This window comes from Conexibacter sp. DBS9H8 (assembly GCF_023330685.1).
Classification (GTDB): Bacteria; Actinomycetota; Thermoleophilia; order Solirubrobacterales; family Solirubrobacteraceae; genus Palsa-465.
The window spans coordinates 161,651-180,708 of the sequence record NZ_CP097128.1; the positions used below are offsets into that span (position 1 = coordinate 161,651).

Annotated in this window: 21 protein-coding genes; 11 read left to right on the top strand and 10 right to left on the bottom strand. The window is 71.6% G+C overall.

The genetic code is table 11. The annotated features are described in order from the left end of the window. The first annotated feature begins 120 nt into the window (after positions 1-120). Complete coding sequence (locus tag M3M55_RS00765) at positions 121-1,983, top strand: DUF3556 domain-containing protein (RefSeq protein ID WP_249010916.1); 1,863 nt, start codon at positions 121-123, stop codon at positions 1,981-1,983. 140 nt (positions 1,984-2,123) lie between these two features. On the opposite strand, the gene groL is transcribed toward M3M55_RS00765, so the two are convergent. Further along, positions 2,124-3,758 (bottom strand): chaperonin GroEL, encoded by a 1,635-nt coding sequence (groL, locus tag M3M55_RS00770; protein ID WP_249010917.1) that lies wholly within the window; start codon positions 3,756-3,758, stop codon positions 2,124-2,126. 18 nt (positions 3,759-3,776) lie between these two features. Next, a complete protein-coding gene (groES, locus tag M3M55_RS00775) occupies positions 3,777-4,070 on the bottom strand; it encodes a co-chaperone GroES (protein WP_249010918.1) in 294 nt (97 codons plus the stop codon). Between the two features lie 256 nt (positions 4,071-4,326). Between groES and M3M55_RS00780 the strand changes: the two genes are divergently transcribed. Both M3M55_RS00780 and M3M55_RS00785 read left to right on the top strand, forming a co-directional pair. Further along, the gene (locus M3M55_RS00780) at positions 4,327-5,184 is read left to right on the top strand and encodes a hypothetical protein (RefSeq protein ID WP_249010919.1); all 858 of its coding nucleotides are present in this window, start codon (positions 4,327-4,329) and stop codon (positions 5,182-5,184) included. Positions 5,185-5,222: 38 nt separating this feature from the next. Continuing rightward, the gene (locus M3M55_RS00785) at positions 5,223-5,546 is read left to right on the top strand and encodes a DUF192 domain-containing protein (RefSeq protein ID WP_249010920.1); all 324 of its coding nucleotides are present in this window, start codon (positions 5,223-5,225) and stop codon (positions 5,544-5,546) included. Between the two features lie 23 nt (positions 5,547-5,569). On the opposite strand, the gene M3M55_RS00790 is transcribed toward M3M55_RS00785, so the two are convergent. From M3M55_RS00790 to M3M55_RS00805, 4 genes are all read right to left on the bottom strand, one after another. After that, positions 5,570-5,968 carry an ASCH domain-containing protein gene (locus tag M3M55_RS00790; RefSeq protein ID WP_249010921.1) on the bottom strand — a complete coding sequence of 133 codons (399 nt, stop codon included), beginning with the start codon at positions 5,966-5,968 and terminating at the stop codon, positions 5,570-5,572. A 10-nt stretch (positions 5,969-5,978) separates the two neighbouring features. After that, entirely contained in the window at positions 5,979-6,413 is a 435-nt protein-coding gene (locus M3M55_RS00795; RefSeq protein ID WP_249010922.1) for an NUDIX hydrolase, read from the bottom strand. A gap of 129 nt (positions 6,414-6,542) precedes the next feature. After that, complete coding sequence (locus tag M3M55_RS00800) at positions 6,543-7,244, bottom strand: Crp/Fnr family transcriptional regulator (protein WP_249010923.1); 702 nt, start codon at positions 7,242-7,244, stop codon at positions 6,543-6,545. A gap of 97 nt (positions 7,245-7,341) precedes the next feature. Beyond that, on the bottom strand, positions 7,342-7,776 hold the full coding sequence (locus M3M55_RS00805; RefSeq protein ID WP_249010924.1) for an RNA polymerase sigma factor: 435 nt from the start codon (positions 7,774-7,776) through the stop codon (positions 7,342-7,344). Between the two features lie 53 nt (positions 7,777-7,829). Here M3M55_RS00805 and M3M55_RS00810 point away from each other — a divergent pair, with 53 nt between their 5' ends. Continuing rightward, positions 7,830-8,489, top strand: coding sequence for a hypothetical protein (locus M3M55_RS00810; RefSeq protein ID WP_249010925.1), 660 nt, complete (start codon positions 7,830-7,832; stop codon positions 8,487-8,489). 22 nt (positions 8,490-8,511) lie between these two features. Then, the gene (locus tag M3M55_RS00815; RefSeq protein ID WP_249010926.1) at positions 8,512-9,276 is read left to right on the top strand and encodes an SDR family oxidoreductase; all 765 of its coding nucleotides are present in this window, start codon (positions 8,512-8,514) and stop codon (positions 9,274-9,276) included. On the opposite strand, the gene M3M55_RS00820 is transcribed toward M3M55_RS00815, so the two are convergent. After that, a complete protein-coding gene (locus M3M55_RS00820) occupies positions 9,254-9,973 on the bottom strand; it encodes a VOC family protein (protein WP_249010927.1) in 720 nt (239 codons plus the stop codon). The two genes, M3M55_RS00815 and M3M55_RS00820, sit on opposite strands and share 23 nt — an antisense overlap. 347 nt (positions 9,974-10,320) lie before the next feature. Between M3M55_RS00820 and M3M55_RS00825 the strand changes: the two genes are divergently transcribed. After that, entirely contained in the window at positions 10,321-10,794 is a 474-nt protein-coding gene (locus M3M55_RS00825; protein ID WP_249010928.1) for a hypothetical protein, read from the top strand. A gap of 136 nt (positions 10,795-10,930) precedes the next feature. On the opposite strand, the gene M3M55_RS00830 is transcribed toward M3M55_RS00825, so the two are convergent. The 3 genes from M3M55_RS00830 to rfbD all read right to left on the bottom strand — a co-directional run bounded on the left by M3M55_RS00830 (position 10,931) and on the right by rfbD (position 13,613). Further along, positions 10,931-11,632, bottom strand: a complete 702-nt coding sequence (locus M3M55_RS00830) for a uracil-DNA glycosylase (RefSeq protein WP_249010929.1) — start codon at positions 11,630-11,632, stop codon at positions 10,931-10,933. Positions 11,633-11,721: 89 nt separating this feature from the next. After that, positions 11,722-12,717: a dTDP-glucose 4,6-dehydratase gene (gene rfbB / locus M3M55_RS00835; RefSeq protein ID WP_249010930.1), complete on the bottom strand. Its 996-nt coding sequence runs from the start codon at positions 12,715-12,717 to the stop codon at positions 11,722-11,724. After that, positions 12,717-13,613 carry a dTDP-4-dehydrorhamnose reductase gene (gene rfbD, locus M3M55_RS00840; protein WP_249010931.1) on the bottom strand — a complete coding sequence of 299 codons (897 nt, stop codon included), beginning with the start codon at positions 13,611-13,613 and terminating at the stop codon, positions 12,717-12,719. Before rfbD ends, rfbB begins: the two co-directional genes overlap by 1 nt. Before the next feature lie 135 nt (positions 13,614-13,748). Between rfbD and M3M55_RS00845 the strand changes: the two genes are divergently transcribed. Genes M3M55_RS00845 through M3M55_RS00865 form a run of 5 tightly spaced genes read left to right on the top strand, consistent with a single transcriptional unit; the run spans position 13,749 to position 18,944 of the window. Further along, positions 13,749-15,344 (top strand): circularly permuted type 2 ATP-grasp protein, encoded by a 1,596-nt coding sequence (locus tag M3M55_RS00845; RefSeq protein WP_249010932.1) that lies wholly within the window; start codon positions 13,749-13,751, stop codon positions 15,342-15,344. Between the two features lie 7 nt (positions 15,345-15,351). Further along, on the top strand, positions 15,352-16,395 hold the full coding sequence (locus tag M3M55_RS00850; protein WP_249010933.1) for an alpha-E domain-containing protein: 1,044 nt from the start codon (positions 15,352-15,354) through the stop codon (positions 16,393-16,395). Further along, entirely contained in the window at positions 16,395-17,429 is a 1,035-nt protein-coding gene (locus M3M55_RS00855; RefSeq protein ID WP_249010934.1) for a transglutaminase family protein, read from the top strand. Before M3M55_RS00850 ends, M3M55_RS00855 begins: the two co-directional genes overlap by 1 nt. Before the next feature lie 42 nt (positions 17,430-17,471). Next, a complete protein-coding gene (locus tag M3M55_RS00860; protein WP_249010935.1) occupies positions 17,472-18,209 on the top strand; it encodes a hypothetical protein in 738 nt (245 codons plus the stop codon). Positions 18,210-18,245: 36 nt separating this feature from the next. Beyond that, a complete protein-coding gene (locus M3M55_RS00865; protein ID WP_249010936.1) occupies positions 18,246-18,944 on the top strand; it encodes an HD domain-containing protein in 699 nt (232 codons plus the stop codon). The last annotated feature ends 114 nt before the right edge of the window (positions 18,945-19,058 follow it).

Sequence of the window (19,058 nt, forward strand, 5' to 3'; positions counted from 1 at the left end):
GTGCCGTCTCCGCGGGCACAGAAGGGTCGTACCGCAGTTCTCGTCGTAGCGCAGTTCTCGTCGTAGCGCAGTCCGTGTCGTACCGCAGTCCGTGTCGTACCGAGCAGAGGGAGCAGGCAGATGGGTTTCCTGGTTGGCACCACCCCTGAGGTGGACCCCGAGACGTTCATGAACGAGCCCTACCTCGAGCGCACCAAGGTGCTCTCGAGGTTCTGGATTGAGAACGGCTTCGGTTCACCGAAGGTGATCATGGTGATGTACCTGACCAAGCTCGCGCTGTTCTTCGGCGCCGGCGGCATTCTCGCCGCCACCCTCACCTCCGGTCTCAGCCCCTGGCATCCGGGCCAGTGGTTCGACCAGCCGATCTTCTATGAGAAGGCGATCCTGTGGACGGTGCTGCTCGAGTCCCTCGGCGTCGCCGGGTCCTGGGGCCCGCTCGCCGGGCATATGTGGCCCTTCACCGGCGGCTGGCACTACTACGCCCGCCGCGGCGCGCTGCGCAACCCGCCCTGGCCGACCCGCGTTCCGCTCACCGACGGCGACGAGCGGACGTGGCTCGACGTCGGCCTCTACCTCGCGGTGCTCGCGTCCCTGATCGTCGCTCTCGGGCTCTCGGGCGTGGACGTGCACGGTGTCGGTGCCCATGTCGCCCACAGCCACGGCCTCGTCCCGCCGCTCGCGATCGGGGTAGCGATCGGACTGATGGTCCTGCTCGGACTGCGGGACAAGATCTACTTCCTCGCCGCCCGCAGCGAGCAGTACCTGCCCGCGCTCGTCTTCATGACCTTCTTCCCGTTCGTCGACATGATCGTCGCGGCGAAGGTGCTGATCGTGATCGTCTGGATGGGCGCCGGGTTCTCCAAGCTCACCCGCCACTTCCCCCAGGTCATCCCGCCGATGGTCGCCAACACGCCGTGGCTCGGCTCCAAGGCGCTCAAGCGCCGCCAGGTCACCGCGTTCCCCGACGATCTCCGCCCCTCGCGGATGGCGATCTTCCTCTCCCACGGTCCCGGCGTGTTCGGTGAGCTCGTGCCGCCGCTCGTGCTGCTGCTCAGCCACAACCCGACGGTGACGGCCTGCGCCGTCGGGTTCATGGTCTTCTACCACCTGTTCATCATCTCGACGTTCCCGCTCGCGGTGCCGCTGGAGTGGAACCTCGTCTTCATGTACCTCGTCGCGTTCCTCTTCCTTGGCTATCCGGCCCAGGACGGATACGCGATCGCGAACGCCGGCGCCGGGGTGATCATCCCAACCGCGGCGATCCTCCTCGCCCTGCCGGTACTCGGCAACCTGCGGCCGGACCTCGTCTCCTTCCTCCCGTCCTTCCGCCAGTACGCCGGTAACTGGGCCTCGGCGATGTGGGCGTTCGCCCCGGGGGCGGAGGAGAAGCTCGATGCACACTTGATCAAGGGGGCCAAGACGCAGCTCAAGCAGCTGCAGACCCCGATGCCGCTGCTCGGTTACGAGGAGAACGTCGCCGAGATCACCCTGCAGATCCTGCTCGCGTGGCGCTCGCTGCACAGCCAGGGTCGCGGCCTCAACTCGGTGATGATCAACCAGCTCGGGGCCGACATCGACACCTACACCCTGCGTGAGGCCGAGTTCCTCTGCAACGCGATCGTCGGGTTCAACTTCGGGGACGGCCACTTCCACGATGAGCGGCTCATCAGGGCGATCCAGCGGCGCTGCCAGTTCACTCCCGGCGAGTTCATCGTCGTCTGGGTCGAGTCAGAGCCCGTCTGGCACGGCTACCAGCGCTACTGGGTGATGGACGCCGCCATCGGCGTCGTCGAACGGGGTCGCTGGCAGGTCGCCGACTGTGTCAACGCCAAGAACTGGCTCCCCGACGGCCCCGTCCCCGTTCAGGTCGAGTACCGCCTGGCCGGCTACGAACGCGTCCGCCACCCCGCCGGCGACCCGTCCCGCCCCCACCCCGTCACCGTCGTGGCACCCGCGCCGGTCGGAACGGCGGTCAGCGCGTGAGCGGCCCGGCGGCCTGAGCGAGCAGATCGGCTCCGCACCCCCGGCCCGGCGCCCGCACTCCGGGCCGACAAGGAAAGAGGGGCCCGGTCTCGGTGACCGGGCCCCTCTGAGAACGACTGTCCGTCGCGTCAGCGACGTCCTTACATCATGCCGCCCATGTCGGGCATACCGCCGCCCATGCCGCCGCCGCCGTCGTTCTTGTCCGGCACCTCGGCGACGATCGCCTCGGTGGTGAGGATGTTCTTGGCGATCGACGCTGCGTTCTGCAGGGCCGAGCGGGTGACCATGGCCGGGTCGATGATCCCCTCGGTGATGAGGTTGACGATCTCACCGTTGGCCGCGTTGAGGCCGTGATCCTTCTTGGCCTTGCGGACGTCGTTGACGACGACCGAGCCCTCGAGGCCGGCGTTCTCGGCGATCTGGCGGAGCGGCTCCTCGAGCGCGCGGTAGACGATCCGTCCACCGGTCTGCTCGTCCTCACCGACGATCTCATCGATCTTCAGCGCCTTCTGGGCGACGAGCAGCGCAACCCCGCCGCCGGGGACGATGCCCTCCTCGAGGGCGGCCCGGGTGGCCTGCAGGGCGTCCTCGACGCGGTGCTTCTTCTCCTTGACCTCGGTCTCGGTGGCCGCGCCGACCTTGACGACGGCGACACCGCCGGACAGCTTGGCGAGGCGCTCCTGGAGCTTCTCGCGGTCAAAATCGCTGTCGGTCGTCTCGATCTCGGACTTGATCTGGGCGATCCGGCCCTTGATCGCGTTCGCGTCTCCGGAACCGTCGACGATCGTCGTGTTGTCCTTGGCGACGACGACACGGCGGGCGCGGCCGAGCTGGCTCACCTGGGTGTTCTCGAGCTTGAGGCCGAGCTCCTCGGTGATGACCTCGCCGCCGGTGAGGATCGCGATGTCCTCGAGGATCCGCTTGCGGCGGTCACCGAAGCCGGGCGCCTTGACGGCGACGCCGGTGAAGGTGCCCCGCAGCTTGTTGACGATCAGGGTCGCGAGGGACTCGCCCTCAACGTCCTCGGCGATGATCAGCAGCGGCTTGCCGGACTGGATGACCTGCTCGAGCACGGGAAGGACGTCACGGACCGAGCCGATCTTCTGGTTCGCGATCAGGATGTAGGGGTCCTCGAGGACGGCCTCCTGGCGGTCCTGGTCGGTGACCAGGTACGGGGAGATGTAGCCCTTGTCGAACTGCATGCCCTCGGTGAACTCGAGCTCGAGGCCGAAGGTGTTGCCCTCCTCGACGTTGACGACGCCGTCCTTGCCGACCTTCTCGATCGCGTCGGCGATGACGTCGCCGATCTCCTCATCACCGGCGGAGATCGTCGCGACGCGGGCGATCTGCTCCTTGCCCGAGACGGCCTTGGACTGCTCGGCGATGTTCTTGACGACCTGCTCGACCGCCTTCTCGATGCCCTTCTTGAGCGCGAGCGGGTTCGCCCCGGCGGCGACGTTCTTCAGACCCTGGCGAACGATCGCCTGAGCGAGCACCGTCGCGGTCGTCGTGCCGTCACCGGCGATGTCGTTGGTCGCGGTCGCGACCTCACGGACGAGCTGGGCGCCCTGGTTCTGGAAGACGTCCTCAACCTCGATCTCGCGGGCGATGGTGACGCCGTCATTGGTGATCGTCGGGGCGCCGAACTTCTTGTCGAGGACGACGTAGCGACCCTTGGGGCCGAGCGTCACCTTGACCGCGTTGGCGACCGCGTCAACCCCGGCCTCGAGGGCCTTGCGGGCCTCGACGTCGTACTTCAGTTCTTTGTGAGCCATGTGTTCAGGTTCTCCTGGTTACTTGGTGACCTTGGCCAGCACGTCGGACTCGCGGAGGACCAGCAGGTCCTCGCCGTCGACCTTGATCTCGGTCCCGCCGTACTTGCTGTAGAGGACCTCATCACCCTCGGCGACGTCGAGCGGGGTGCGCTTGCCGGTGTCCTCGTTGATCTTGCCGTCACCGACGGCGATGACCTTGCCCTTCTGGGGCTTTTCCTTGGCGGTGTCGGGGAGGACGAGGCCGCTCGCGGTCATCTCCTCCTCCTCGATCGCGCGGACGATCAGGCGATCGCCGAGCGGCTTGAGACTCATCTGTTGAGACCTCCGGGTGGGGTTTCGGATTCCTTCTGGCTTGGCACTCTCAGACCGAGAGTGCCAACTGCGTCCACTATACCGCGTCCGCGCCATCGGTTGGCACTCTTGTGTAAAGAGTGCCAGGGTCCATCGGGGCCGAGCCCGCCCGGTCGGGACAGGGCGGAGGCCACCTCGGCATCCACGGTCGCAGGCGAACGGTCCGGCGCGGGGAGAATCACCCCACGGGCCGGGCCGGCGGCCTATCGTGTGCCCGATGCCCGTGCGAGCCCGCCCCCTCCTCACCGCCCTTGCAGCGGTCGCGGCCGCCGTCCCCGCCGCCGCGCTCGCCGACGGCTCACCGGTGGCGAGCCGCGGGCCTGTCACGGTCGTCCATGGCACCCCGTCGCGGCCGGTGACCCCACTCCGCTGTTCGAGCGTCGCCCCGCGGACGGTGCGCGTCAGCTCCACTCCGGGAGCGAAGCGGATGCTCGTGCCCGGGCGACCCGTGAGCGTGATGCTGTGCCGCTACAACGGCCTCCCCGAGGGTGCCGGTTCCCATCTGCCCGGCGCCGGGGACGCCGGGTTCACCCTGCTCGGCGAGGCCGCGCTCACCGGCGCGGGCGCCCGCACCCTCGCGGCCCGGTTCAACGCGCTTGCGGCGCTCCCGCCGGGAGTCGAGGCGTTCGCCTGTCCGGCCGACTTCGCGACCGTCGCGACCGTCACCTTCGTCTATGCCGACGGGATCCGCGCGGACCCGGTCACCGTCGAGCTGTCAGGCTGCAAGGACTCCCAGAACGGACACCTGCTGCGCGTCGGCTACCCGGCCGCCGTGACCCGGCTCACCGCCGGCTCGGTCCGGTTCGTCCGCGCCCACGAGGCGACCGTCCGCGGCCGCCTGCGCGGTGACCTCGCGGATCTCAGCGTCGAGGTGCAGGACGCCTCCGGTGACATCACCTCACTCGCTCACCGGGTCAACCGCGGTCGCTTCCAGCTGCTCGTCACCGCCGGAGAGGACACGCTCCTGCTCATCCGTAACGGCGAGGCCGGCCATCCGGTCACCGTGCTGCGGCGCCGCCTCCGCCTCACGCCTGGGCGCACGCTCTCGCTCGCCCTGTCGCTGCCGCGGCGGTGAGGGCCCCGGGCGCGGTCGAGCCCCGTCGACTGGCGCGGTTGCCACGCCGGGAGCTCGACGGCGGCCTCCTGATCGTCACCGCCACCGACTGGCGGGCACGTCTGCTCGGCCTCGCCGGACTGCGCCGGCTCCCGGCCGGTACCGGGCTCGAACTCGCGGTCGCCTCGATCCACACCGTCGGCCTGCGCTTCGGCATCGATCTCATCTGGCGAGCCGTCGACGGTGCCGTCGTCCGGGTCGACGCCGACGTCGCTCCCGGACGGGTGCGGATCTGCTCAGCCGCCCGGTCGGTGGTTGAGGTCAACGCCGGGGAGGCCGACCGGTTCGTCGACGCCCTCACCGCAGCGGCCCCTCCGGACTGACCGGCCCAGCGATCGACCGACGGTCAGTTGTTCGCGCCGCCGAGCCCGTGGAAGCGGTCGCGCAGCTCGGGCGGGTTCTCGATGATCTGGGAGAACCGGACGACGGTGACGAGGTCATCGATCGTGACCGCCTTGCCGTAGATCTGCTGGAGGAAGTGGACCATCTCATCGATCCGCCGGAACTCCGGGTTGTCGTGCTCGATGTCCCGAGGTGAGAGCTCGTGCACGCGCTTGACCTCAACCTGGTCGATCACCGCATTGAAGATCTTCTCCCGCGGCGAGTGCTGGTAGCCGATCGTGACGACGACGCAGTCGTTCTTGCGGTACTTGTGGGACTTGTCGCCGAGGCGGATCGTCGCCGTCTTGCGGCCCCGCCGGAGCTGGTCGGCAAAGACCGAGGAGTAGAAGTTCAGGACACGCACCGCGGCGACATTACAGGGCGGGCTGGCCGCGCACCAGTTCCCGGGCGCGCGTCACCATCTCCCGCTCCCCGACGTAGGTGAGCGCGCCGATCGCCGCGTCAAAGTCCATCCACCGCGCCTCCTCGATCTCGTGGTCGTGATCGGCAGGGTCCCCGGCGCGGTAGCGGATGAGGAAGAAGGTGACCGACTTGCGCCGCGGCCGGCCCTTGCGCTCGTAGCTGTAGGTGACCTCACCGAGCCGGTCGAGCAGCTCCCCCTCCACACCCGCCTCCTCACGGACCTCGCGCGCGGCGGCGGCCTCGAGGCTCTCGCCCGCCTCCGGGTGGCCCTTGGGCAGCCCGAGCACCCGGGTGCCGTCGGCCGCCCGAGCGACCGGGGTGATGACGACGATCTCATCCCCCCGGTAGACGACCCCCCCGGCGGAGAACTCCTCGGCGCTTGACATCTCGGAGAGACTACCCGCGCTCGGGGCGGGGTTCCCGCCTGCCGGGGCGGGAACCCCGACGGGCCGCCCGCGGTTCGGCCCGCTCTCCCCGCCGGGCGCCCGCCCCCGTCCACGGTCCGAGCCCGGCCGTCAGTAGACGTAGCGGCTGAGCGCGTCGGCGTCGTGGACGACGAGCTTGCCGCGGCCCTGGGTGATGATCCCGGCCCGCTCGAGGACGGCGAGGAAGCGGCTGGCCGACTCACGCGAGGAGCCGGCCATCTGCGCGAGGTCGGCCTGGGTGGAGGTGATCAGCACGTCCCCGGCGGGGGCGCCGTCGGTGCGGGCGGCCTCGACGAGTTGGGCGAGCACGGCGGCGACGCGGCTCTGCACGGTCTGGAAGGACTGGCGGGCGAGCCGCTCGTTCGTGTTGCGCAGCCGTTGGGCGAGCGCGGCAATCAGCTTCACCGCGATCTCCGGGTGCTCGCGCATCAGGCGACGCATGTCCCCGCCGAGGATCGCGATCACCTCGGTCACCTCGAGCGTCTCCACGGTCGCCGAGCGCCGCTCGTTGTCGAACATCGCCAGCTCGCCGAAGATGTCGCCGGGGCCGAAGTTGGCGAGCGTGATCGTGCGGCCGTCGGTGTGGGCCCGGATCGCCCGCGCCTTGCCGGAGCGGACGACGTAACAGGTGTTCGACTCGTCGCCCTCACGGAAGACGACCTCACCGGCGCTGAAGCGGCGGGGGACGGCGACGTCGGCAACCTTGCCGAGGTCCTCGTCGGCGAGGGTGGAGAAGGCGGGGACGCGGCGCAGAAGCGCGGCGGTGCCCTCGCTGCGCGCGATCACCGGCATAGTGTGATGGTGATACCACAGGGTCCGGGTGGTGGGCGCCGGTCGGATGTGCGGGTGAGCCCTGCAGCGAGGCTGTTCACGTCGGTGCTGGTGACGCTCACCCCCCCCCCGGCCGGTCTCCGCGCTGGTGAGCCCGGCGTGGAACTCCAACGCGATCAGCTCGCGCTCGCTTGCGGAGCAGAGCGGCGAGCGCGGCTCGCACGGCGGTCCGGGTGAGGAGGATCTCCTCCTCACCGTCGCTCAGGTCGGGGTCAGGCGCGCCAGGTTCGTCAAGCCGGGACGCGGTCCGGCGCCGGCGGCGCAGTTCATCCAGGAGGGCGTTGCGGGCGATCCCGAACCGGCAGGCGCGTTCGACGGCGCGGCGGCGGTCAAAGCTCGCCCACATGCGGTGGGCCCGTTCGCAGGCGAGCGCGGTCACGTCCTCGGCGGCCGCCGCTTCCCGCAGGAGGGAGAGGACGTAGGCGTCGACGTCGTCGCGGCTGCCGCGGTAGAGCGCCTCAAAGGCCGGCCAATCCGCGCTGGTTGGTCTCACACCACCGCCACGGCCCGGCTGGCGCGGTCATCACACCGGGTATGTTCCAGCCGATGTCTGCCGCCGACAAGGCCCGCCCCCCGCGCGTCCACGCCGGCGTGCGCGTCGCGCTCGTCCGCGCGCAGCGCCACGTCGCCGCGGCCGGCGTCCTGCTGATCGGGCTGCTCATCCCGTTCTGCACCGCGAGCGGCGCGGTCGCCCAGGCCCGCCCGGTGTCGCCGATGGTCGCCCAGGCTCACTCCGACCGGCCGCCGACGGTCCGGCGCGCCCGCCCGGTGTCACCGACCCCCGCCGAGGTCCGCCGCGCCGTCGCGAGGGCCGCCCACTCGCGGACCGTGTGGGCGACGCTGACGACCTGTGATCTCCACCACGACCGGACGGTCGGGATCCGCGGCGAGATGCCCGCGCTCCCGTTCCCCGCCCGCCTGCTGATGGTGGTCACGGTGCTCGAGTTCTCCCCGTCCGCCCACCGCTACCTGCCCCTGGCCGAGCACTGGAAGCTCGGCGGTCGCGTCGCCACGCACGGGGTCCTCGTCCAGGACGGGCTCACCCTCCGCTTCGCCGGACCGGTGACCCTCACCGCGCGGATCCGCTTTGAGTGGTTCCGCGACGGGCGTCTCCTCGGCGCGACCTCACGTCTCAGTCGCGGCGGTCATCCGACCGCCGTCAGCCGACCGCGCCGCTTCAGCGTCGGCGCCTGCTCACTGCGCTGACCACGGTGCCGGAGCGTCGCGGATGAGGATCGCCCTCACCGGCGCGAGCGGCCGCCTCGGCGCGCCGCTCGCCCGTCTGCTGGAGGAGGGCGGCCATGAGGTCCGCCGCCTCCACCGCGCCTCGCCGTCTCATCCCGTCGACCTCCGCACCGGCGCCGGGCTCACGACCGCCCTCGCTGATGTCGAGGTCGTCGTCCACGCGGCTAACGCGGTCGGCTCCCGGCCGGCGGCCGGGGTGCTGCTGGAGGGCTCGCGGCGGCTGGTCGCCGGAGCCCCCGACGCCCACCATCTCCTCATCTCGATCGCCGGGGTCGACCGGGTCGCCGCCCACAGCCGCTACTACGCGCTCAAGCTCGCCCAGGAGCGACTCCTCACCGACGGCCGCCGCCCCGCCTCGATCCTGCGCAGCACCCAGTTTCATGAGTTCGTCGGGGTCGCCGCGCTCCGGGCCGCCCGGCTCGGGCTCGAGCTGCGCGCCTCGATTCCGCTCGCCCCAGTCGCGGCCGCGGAGGTCGCGGCCGTGCTGGCCCGCCTCGCGACCGGGGCACCGACCACCGCGAGCGTGACCCTCTGTGGCCCCGAGACCCTGACGGTGAGCCAGTTGCGCGTGCATCGCGGCCTGCCGCTGCCGGTTCCGCGCGCCGGCGCGCTCCTGCGCGCCCTCGGCGACGGGGCACTGGTCCCGCCTGATCCGGACATCCGCGGCGTGCTCACCTACCCCCAGTGGCTCACCGAGCGATTCGGCCGCCCGTGGCGGCCGGCCCCTACCGCGGCTCGGGGGTCATGAAGGCGAGCGCGGGGGCGATCTCCGAGACCCCGGTGAGCGCGGCGATCCGCCGCCCCGGCTGCACGGCGGGGCGGATCTCCCCGAGCCGGTCCCCGAGCTGTTCGGCGAGCGCCTCAAGGCTGATCACGACGACGACGAGCCCCCAGAAGCGCGGATCCCCGGCCCCACCGCCGGGCGGACCGCTCGGCTGAGCCCGGGCGACGACGCCGGCCCGCTCGGCCCCGGCACCGTCGGCGGGCAGCTGGACGAGCTCGAGGATCGCCGGGCCGACCCGGCGAAAGCCCTGGCGCCCCCGTCCGATCTCCTGGGTCCGCTTGAGCGGCAGGCCCGCCCGGGCGAGCGCGGCGGCGGTGCGATCGAAGTTCGGTGTCGTGATGACGAGGTGATCGAGGCCGGTCGCCCCGTTTGGGTGGGTGCTGAAGGGCGGCGGGCGCAGCATCCGAGGCACCGGGGTGGGGAGGCCGTCGATCGACCCCATCGCGTTGACCCGGCGCAGGGACCAGGAGAGGATCCCGCCGCTGCCCTTGCTGCCGAGTCGCAGCCGCACACCACCGAGGTCGAGGTTGCCCTCCTCATCGACGAGGAAGCCGAGCTGACGCCAGGCGCCTGGGGGGTCGCTGATCGCCAGTTCAGCGAGCTCGGGCTCACGCGGCTCGCGCCACAGGTCGGGGTCGATGGTGTGGGACTCGGTGATCATGGAACAACATGATGGCGGGTACCGGTCCCCGACTCCAGAGCGCGGGGACCCGTTGCGTCAACCCGGACCGACCCATCCGGGGGAGACCGGTGCGGCCTGGGGGGAGCACACGGTGGTGGTCGCCTCCGATGACGGGGGACAAATGCGTTCCTACGACGCATTTGTCCCCCGTCGTTGGTGGAAGCCCACAAGCCCGGCGACCGCGGACGGGTTCGAGGAGCGCCGAGACGACTCGGGCCGCTTTTGTCCAACACGAGTTTTTCCCCCGCCCGGGCGCCGCGGACTAGGGTGCGGTTGTGCGGTCCGGTCGGACTGCATCGGTCGATTCCCCCCTATCGGGAGCCATCATGTTTCGTCCAACGCGCATCATCGCGCTTGCCCTCATCCTGCTGGGCTCGGGTGCGGCCATCGCCGCCGCCGACGGAGGGCCTCCACCCGACTCGAGCATCTACATGCAGCACCCGGGGAGGAAGGTCTCGGGCACCGTCACCCCGGCGGCCGGTGACAACGTCATCATCGTCTTCCGCCACGCCACCGGGACCGCGCAGCTGCAGGCGACCAACACCTGCCTCGGAACGGTCAGCTATCCGGGAGCCGCTCACGTCCCTGACGCGGCGGTGCTCAACTCGATTGCAGTTCACCACGACACGATTCACACCCACACCACGGCGATGGTCTACACAAGCGCCCACGGCGGCCATCGCGTCAAGATCATCCTGAGCGTTCGGCTCACCCCCGCGCGCGCCTCCGGGACGGTCACGTTCCCGGGCACGCGCTGTCACCGGATCGTCTTCACCGCACGGCTGGTCCAGCGCACCTGATCTCAGCCCCCGCACCCCCGTACGGCGGGGGGAACGCGTTCGCGCACGCCACGCGATTCTCCCCCGTCGACGGTGGACTGTCGGCGCGCCGCCGCCGGCTGGCGTGCGCGCCGAAGCGATCGCCGCAGGGGCTCAGTCAGCCGTGCCCTTGCGTCAGCTCACGGGCACGGCCGAGGACGGCGTCGAGCATCGCCTCGGTGAGCCGGCCCGTGAAGGTGTTCTGCTGGGAGACGTGGTAGCTGCCCAGCAGCCACAGACCGGCACCGGGCCCCGCGCCGAGCCGGTGCTCGACGGCGTGTCCGAACCGGGGTCGTGGGCGGGGGGCGTCGAACACGCGCAGCGCGGTCTCCCACGCGAAGCCGCCGAGACAGAGGATCACCCGCTTGGCCACCAGCAGCTCGAGCTCGGGGATCAGCCAGTGGCTCGTGCAGGTGTCCCGCTCGGCGGGGGTCGGGCGGTTCGCCGGCGGCGCGCAGCGAACCGCGGCGGTCACCCAGCAGTCGGTGAGCGCGAGCCCGTCCCCGGCGGACACCGACTCGGGCTGGTTGGCATACCCGGCCCGCCACAGCGCGCCGAACAGCCAGTCCCCGGACCGGTCGCCGGTGAAGATCCGCCCAGTGCGGTTGCCGCCGTGGGCGGCGGGAGCGAGCCCGAGCACGACGAGCCGGGCGGCGGGGTCGCCGATGGCGAGGGCGGGACGGCCCCAGTAGACCTCCTCCCGGAAGGACGCCCGTTTCTCGACCGCCACCTGCTCGCGCCAGGCCACGAGCCGCGCACAGCGCCGGCAGTCGGCCAGCTCGCTCTGCAGCGCGGCGAGTGGCCCGCCGGTCAACGGCACCGGAGCCGACGGGTCCAGGCGGGTATCCCGGTCAGGGGCCACAGCGGACGTCCCCTCGCCCCCCGGGCCACGCCGGCGGGCGGGCCCGCTCAGCGTCCCAGCTCCTCATAGCGCGCCTCCGTCGGGGCCTTCTGGGGCCGCCACCACTCCGGGTGGGCGCGGTACCAATCGATCGTCGCCGCGAGCCCGGCCTCGAAGTCACGGTAACGGGGGGTCCAGCCGAGCTCGGAACGCAGCTTCGTCGCGTCGATCGCGTAGCGGAGGTCGTGGCCGGGGCGGTCCTTGACCCAGTCGAAGTCGTCGCCGTCGCGGCCCATCAGGGTGAGGATGAGCCGGACCGTGTCGAGGTTGTTGCGCTCCCCGTCCGCGCCGATCAGGTACGTCTCCCCGATCCGGCCACGCTCGAGGATCGCCAGCACGCCGCTTGAGTGGTCCTCGGCGTGGATCCAGTCGCGCACGTTCTCCCCCGCCCCGTACAGCTTCGGGCGGCGCCCCTCGAGGATCTCGGTGATCTGGCGGGGGATGAACTTCTCGACGTGCTGGTAGGGCCCGTAGTTGTTCGAGCAGTTCGACAGGGTTGCGGCGACCCCGAAGGAGCGCACCCAGGCGCGGACGAGCAGGTCCGAGCCGGCCTTGGTCGCCGAGTAGGGCGAGGAGGGGTTGTACGGCGTCGTATCGGTGAACGTCGCCGGATCATCGAGCGCGAGGTCCCCGTAAACCTCGTCGGTCGAGATGTGGTGGAGGCGGATCCCGCGGGCCCGGACGGCCTCGAGGACCGTGTAGGTGCCGACGAGGTTGGTGTGGACGAACGGCCACGGGCTCTGCAGGCTGTTGTCGTTGTGGGTCTCGGCGGCGAAGTGGATGACCGCCTCCACCCCGTCGAGGGCGCCCTCGAGGGCGGCGGGGTCGCAGATGTCGGCCTCCACGAGCGTCACTCGTTCCGACAGGTCCGCGAGGTTGGCCCGGTCCCCGGCGTAAGTGAGCCGGTCATAGACGACGACCTCCCAGTCGGGCCGTTCGCGGTGGACGTGGCGGACGAAGTTCGAGCCGATGAAGCCGGCGCCGCCGGTGACGAGCAGGCGCATCAGGCCGCGACCTGCTGCGCGGACCAGGCGGCCATGTACGCGGCCACGCCGGAGCGCCAGTCGGGCAGGACGGGGACGCCGGCCCGTTCGCTGGCGAGCACCGAGAAGGCGGGACGCGCGGCGGGGCGGGGGTGTTCCGCGCTCGTGCACGGGGCGATCGCGGCCCAGCCCGGCGTCCCGGCGGCACCGGTCCGGCAGACCGGTGCCGCCGCCAGCAGCGCGGAGGCGAACCCAAACCAGCTGACCGCGCCGGCCCCGGCGACGTGGACGACCCCGCAGAGCGCGCGCGACTCGGCGAGCTCGGTGAGCGCGGCGGCGAGGTGGGGCGTGTAGGTCGGCGAGCCGATCTGGTCGTCGACGACGGTGAGCTCGGGCCGGCGGCGGGCGAGATCGAGGATCGTCCCGGGAAAGCACGGCCCGCCGGTCCCGTACAGCCAGGCGGAGCGGACGATCGTGTGACAGTCCGGCGCGGCGGCGGCGACCGCCGCCTCCCCGGCGAGCTTGCTCTGCCCGTAGACGGTCTGCGGTCCGGTCGGGTCCGATTCGAGGTAGGGACCCGAGGCCTTCGCACCGGAGAACACGTAGTCGGTGGAGACGTGGACGGTCCATGCGCCCGCGGCGGCGGCCGCCGTGGCGACGGTTCCCGCGCCGTCCGCGTTGACCCGGTGGGCGGCCTCGGGTTCGGACTCGGCACGGTCGACCTGGGTGTAGGCGGCGCAGTTGACCACCACGTCCGGGGCGGCGGTGGCGACCGCCGCGCTCACCGCCGCCGGGTCACAGATGTCGAGGGCGGCCCGCGTCAGGGCGGTGACCTGGTGCCCGCGGGCCCGCGCGACCGCGTACACGTCCTGGCCGAGCAGGCCGCTCGCTCCGGTGATGAGGAGGCGCAGGGACATGGGGGCCCTAGGGTAACCCGGTGCCGGAGCCCGGGTGCGCCCGTCGCCTTGTCCACCTGGCCAAACGGTCACGGTTTGCTTTGGCCGCGAGGTTCTGGCCGCCGCGGCCCGGGACGCCATAGTGTTCGCGTGAGGATGAGCGAGCCGGATCCGATCACGGAATATGAGGTGCCGGACGGTTCGATCGACGAGCTGCTCGAGGCCGAGGGACGGCCCCGAACCCACGTCTCCGGGCTGATCGCCTCCCTGCAGCGGCTCGGACCGGACGCGCTCGCGGCCGCCGGCCGGCGGCGGGACTCGATCTTCATGCAGCAGGGAATCACCTTTGAGGTCTACTCCGAGGACGGCAAGCGTCGGGACCGGCCCTTCCCGCTCGACCTCGTCCCGCGGGTCCTCACCGCGCAGGAGTGGACGGTGATCAAGCGCGGGCTGGCCCAGCGCATCCGGGCCCTCAACGCCTTCGTCGACGACGTCTACCACGACCGAGAGATCGTCCGGGCCGGGAAGGTGCCGTGGTCACTGATCGTCTCGCGCCCGAGCTTCGCCCGGGCCGCGCACGGGATCCGCGCCCCCGGCGGGGTCTACACCCACGTCAGCGGTTGTGATCTCGTCCGCGGCGGGGACGGGGTCTGGCGGGTACTCGAGGACAATGTGCGGACCCCGTCGGGCATCTCCTACGTGCTCGAGAACCGGGTCGCGATGACGCGGCTGATGCCGGAGCTGTTCGCAGGGCACCGGGTACGGCCCGTCAGCACGTACCCGACGCTGCTGCTCGAGGCGCTCAAGGCGGTCGCCCCGGCCTCCGACGGCGCGCCGACCGTCGTCGTGTGGACGCCCGGGAGCCTCAACAGCGCCTACTTCGAACACGCCTTCCTCGCGCGGGAGATGGGGATCGAGCTCGTCGAGGCGTCCGACCTGATCGTCCGCGACTCGACCGTGTACATGCGCACGACGGCGGGCCTGCAGCGCGTGCACACGATCTACCGTCGTCTCGACGACGACTTCATCGACCCGCTCGAGTTCCGCGCCGACTCGGTGCTCGGAGTGCCGGGGCTGATGCGTGCCTACCGGGCCGGCAGCGTCGCGATCGCCAATGCGGTCGGGACCGGGGTGGCCGATGACAAGGCGATCTACCACTTCGTCCCGGAGATGGTCCGCTTCTACCTCGGGGAGGAGCCGATCCTCGCGAACGTCCCGACCTACTTCGTGCACGAGGAGCAGACCCGGGCGATGGTGCTCGAGCGGCTCGCCGAGCTCGTCGTCAAGCCGACGTCGGAGTCGGGGGGCAAGGGGGTGTTCATCGGCCCGAGCGCGAGCGCCGCCGAGCGGGAGGCCCAGCGGCGCCTGATCGAGGCCCAGCCCGAACGGTTCATCGCCCAGGAGCTCGTCCACCTGTCCACGGTGCCGACCGAGGTCGGCGGCCGGCTCGCCCCCCGCCATGTGGACCTGCGCCCGTTCGCGGTGTTCGGCGAGGAGATCCGGATCGTGCCCGGTGGGCTCACCCGTGTCGCGCTCCGGGAGGGGTCGATGATCGTCAACTCGAGCCAGGGCGGCGGCTCCAAGGACACCTGGGTGCTTGATGACGGGGACGGCGTCGAGCTGCACCCCGGGGACGTTCCGCCGCGGCGACCCCCGGCGCTGCCGGACATCCGCTACGGGGGCTGGCACGGTCAGGCCCAACAGCAGCAGCAACAACAGAACTGGCCGGCGAGCAGTCCGGACCGGGACTGAGGCGGGGATGCTCGCCCGGATCGCCCAGGAGCTGTTCTGGCTCGGCCGTGACCTCACCCGCGCGGAGGAGACGGCCCGGATGCTCGACGGCGCCTTCCACGCTGACGTCGTCGGTGCGGACGCGCGCGGGATCGCCCTCTCCTGGGAGGGGGTGCTCGCAGTGATCGGCGCCAAGCCGCCCGCGCCGGGGGAGGAGAGTGAGCCCGCCGACCCCGCTGAGGGCAAGCTGACGGGCCACCGAACGGTCGGCGCGACAGCCCGCGGTCGGGTCAGCCTCGGCCGGGCGGAGATCGCCCCGCTGCTGACCCTTGACACGACGAGCCCCGCCTCGGTCGTCTCCTGCGTCTACCGGGCGCGGGAGCGAGCCCGCACGCTCCGTGACGTGATCTCGACGGAGATGTGGGAGGCGCTCAACGGCTTCTATCTCTCCCTCGGGCGCTATGACCTCCAGGCCGCCCTCGCGACCGGCCCGTACTCCGTCTATCAAGAGGTGAAGGAGCGCTGTGCGTTGTTCTGGGGCCTCGTCGAGCGCACGATGCTCGCGGACGAGGGTCGCGCCTTCCTCGATGCGGGCGGCCGGATCGAGAGCGCGGACATGGCCCTGCGGATGCTGCGGGTGTCGGTCCCCGTCCAGCTCACCCGGGCGGTGAGCGCGGGCGAGGACACCGCCGCCCACCAGGGGGAGGCGCTCGCCCTGCTCCAGGCCGTCGGCGGGTTTCAGGCCTACCGGCGCGCGACCCGGCAGGCACCGGAACTGCGTGAGGTCGTTCGCTTCCTGCTCTATGAGGGCACCTATCCGGGGTCGGTCGCCTCCTCCCTCGAGGCGCTGCGGGCCGCACTGGAGACCGCGGACGCGGCCCCCCGGTCCTCACCGCCGGTGCTGCGGCTCGGTCGCCTCATCGCCGACCTCGAACTCCAGCGCCGGACCGCCGAGCGCTTCAGCGTGCTCGCGGACCTGCTCGCCCGAGTCCAGGAGGAGCTCGAGCTGATCGATCGCGCGATCGACGATCGCTACTTCGCCGTCGCGGCCGTCGCGGCGGTGCACGTCTGATGCCCGAGCACGACGACCGGGGGTGGGAACGGGAGACCGGCTTCCGTCTGCGCTACGTCACCCGCTACCGCTATGACGCCGAGGTGGCCGACAACCTCAACGCGCTGCGGGTGCGCCCCGTCACCCACGCCCGCCAGCGCGTCGAGGAGTTCAGCGTGCGGATCAGCCCGGAGGCACGCCTGCACCGTCACGACGACTACTTCGGGACCGAGGTGATCGAGTTTGAGGTCGCTCGCCCCCACCGTGAACTGCTCATCGACGTGCGCGCTTTCGTCGCCACCCTGCCGGCGGCCCCCCCGCCCCGCCCCGACTGGGCGGCCCTGGCCGCCGACGCCTACCGGGAGGTGGGGGCCGAGTACCTGCTCCCAACCGAGGAGGCGGCCGGGCATCCGGTCCTCGCCGACCTGACCGCCGACACGACCGGCCACCGCGATCCGCTCGAGCTGGCCCTGGCGGTCTGCGAGCTGATCCCGGACCGGTTCGAATACCGGCGGGGGGCGACCTACGTCGACTCACCGCTGGTTGACGTGCTCGACGGCGGCGCCGGCGTCTGCCAGGACTTCGTCCACCTCGGGCTGTGGCTGCTGCGCCACCACGGCGTCGCCGCCCGGTACGTATCGGGCTACCTGTTCACGACCGCGACCGCCGGAGACGGCGAGGCCGTCTCCGGCTCCCCCAGCGCGGGCGGGTCCGCTCAACTCCCGGCCGCGGGCGGTCGGCCGGGAGCGCCCGAGCCCGACCCGCGCGCGGTCGGCGGCGCACCCTCGGAGCCGGTCGAGGTCGACACGCACGCCTGGATCGAGGTGCTGCTCCCCGAGGACGGGACCGACGGTGACCGCGGTCCGGACGTCCGAGCGGTATGGGTCGGCGTTGACCCGACCAACCGCGGACTGACCGGCGCCGATCACATCAAGATCGGGCACGGCCGCCACTACGCGGACGTGCCGCCGGTCAAGGGCGTCTACCGGGGGATGGCCAATTCGAACCTCGAGGCGACCGTCACGATGACGCGAGAGGGCCCGCCCGTCCGCTGAGCCTGCGGCGCCCCGGCGGGCGCGATCGTCATACTCGGGACTGTGCCCCGGGTGCGATTCCGGAAGTCGATCCTCCTCAGCGCCGCGCTGCTCGGTCTCAGCGTCGCCGGCTGCGGGGCGATCACCGGGACGAAGGTCGCCGAATCGGGCGCGATCGCGCTGCACGGCAAACCCCAGGTCATCCAGCCGGTCGCCGGGCAAGCCCCCTCCGCATCGGCGGGTTCCTCGTCGGGGACGAACGGGGCTGGGGCCGCTGGCGACGGGGTCGTCAGCGTCGCACCGAGCTCGGGGCCCCTGCCTCAGCCGGCCTCCAACGCCCAGGTCGAGGCCGAGCTCACGGCCAGCGGCATCAACCCGAACCCGGACCGGGCGACACTCACCAGCTCCGGCCTCGCGATCCCGCCGGCCAACGCGCCGGCACCGGTGGTCGCCGCGATTGAGGCCGGCAACGAGATCGCCCACCTCCCCTACATCTGGGGCGGCGGCCACGTCACCTACGAAGACAACGGCTACGACTGCTCCGGGTCACTGAGTTTCATCCTCGCTGCCGCCGGACTGCTCACCGGCACCGAAACCTCGGGGCAGCTGATGTCCTACGGCGACCCCGGCCCCGGGCGCTGGATCACGATCTACGCCAACGCCGGCCACACCTTCGCCTACATCGCCGGCCTGCGCTTTGACACCGTCGCTCTGGCCGAGAGCGGAACCCGCTGGTCGAACCGGCCCGCGGACGAGTCGAACCTGCCGAGCTTCGCGATTCGCCACCCGGTCGGCTTCTGATCCCGTCCGGGACGGGGTCTACCGTTCCGGATCACGATGAGCGGACCCGCCCGCACCGCATCCGAGCTGGAGTCCGATCTCCGGGCGCTGATCGCCAGCGTGACCAACCCACACCTGCGCCGGCTCATCGGTTGCCTGATCGGTCCGGAGGGACAGTGCTGGCCGGCGTTCGCGGAGGCGCCGGCGGCCAAGCACTACCACCACGCCTACCGGCACGGGCTGCTCGAGCACTCCCTCGTCGTGGCGGAAGCCGTGAGCGCGATCGCCGCCATCTTCGGCGGGGTCGACCGGGACCTCGCCGTCTGCGGGTCGCTGCTGCACGACATCGGCAAGCTCGAGGCCTACACGGTGGGTGAAGACGGCATCGAGATGTCCCACCACGGCCGCCTGCAGGGGGAGATCGCCCTCGGGTACTTCCGGATCCGCTCGGCGATCGACGGGCTTGGCGGGTTCCCCGACGATCTCGCCGAGGCGCTGCTGCACATCATCCTCAGCCACCACGGCTCCCTCGAGCACGGCAGCCCGGTCGTGCCCGCAACCCGGGAGGCGACCCTCGTGCACATGGCCGACAACCTCGGATCCAAGTTCGGCAGCTTCGATCGGGTCCAGGCCGAGCTCGCCGAAGGCGCCCGCTGGTCGGGCTATGACCGGGGGATCGGCGCGGCGCCGTACTTCGGCCCGGCCGGCGCCGACGAGGCCCCGGCGCGACGGCGCCCGGTCGCCGTCGCCGCCTGAGCGCCCGCCGGTCGCCGCCCAAGCGATTCCCGCACCCCTCAGACCCGGTCATCTGCCCGGGCCTGCAGCCCTCGCCTCCGGGGCGGATTGGCGCAATTTGCGGGGCCCCCGACG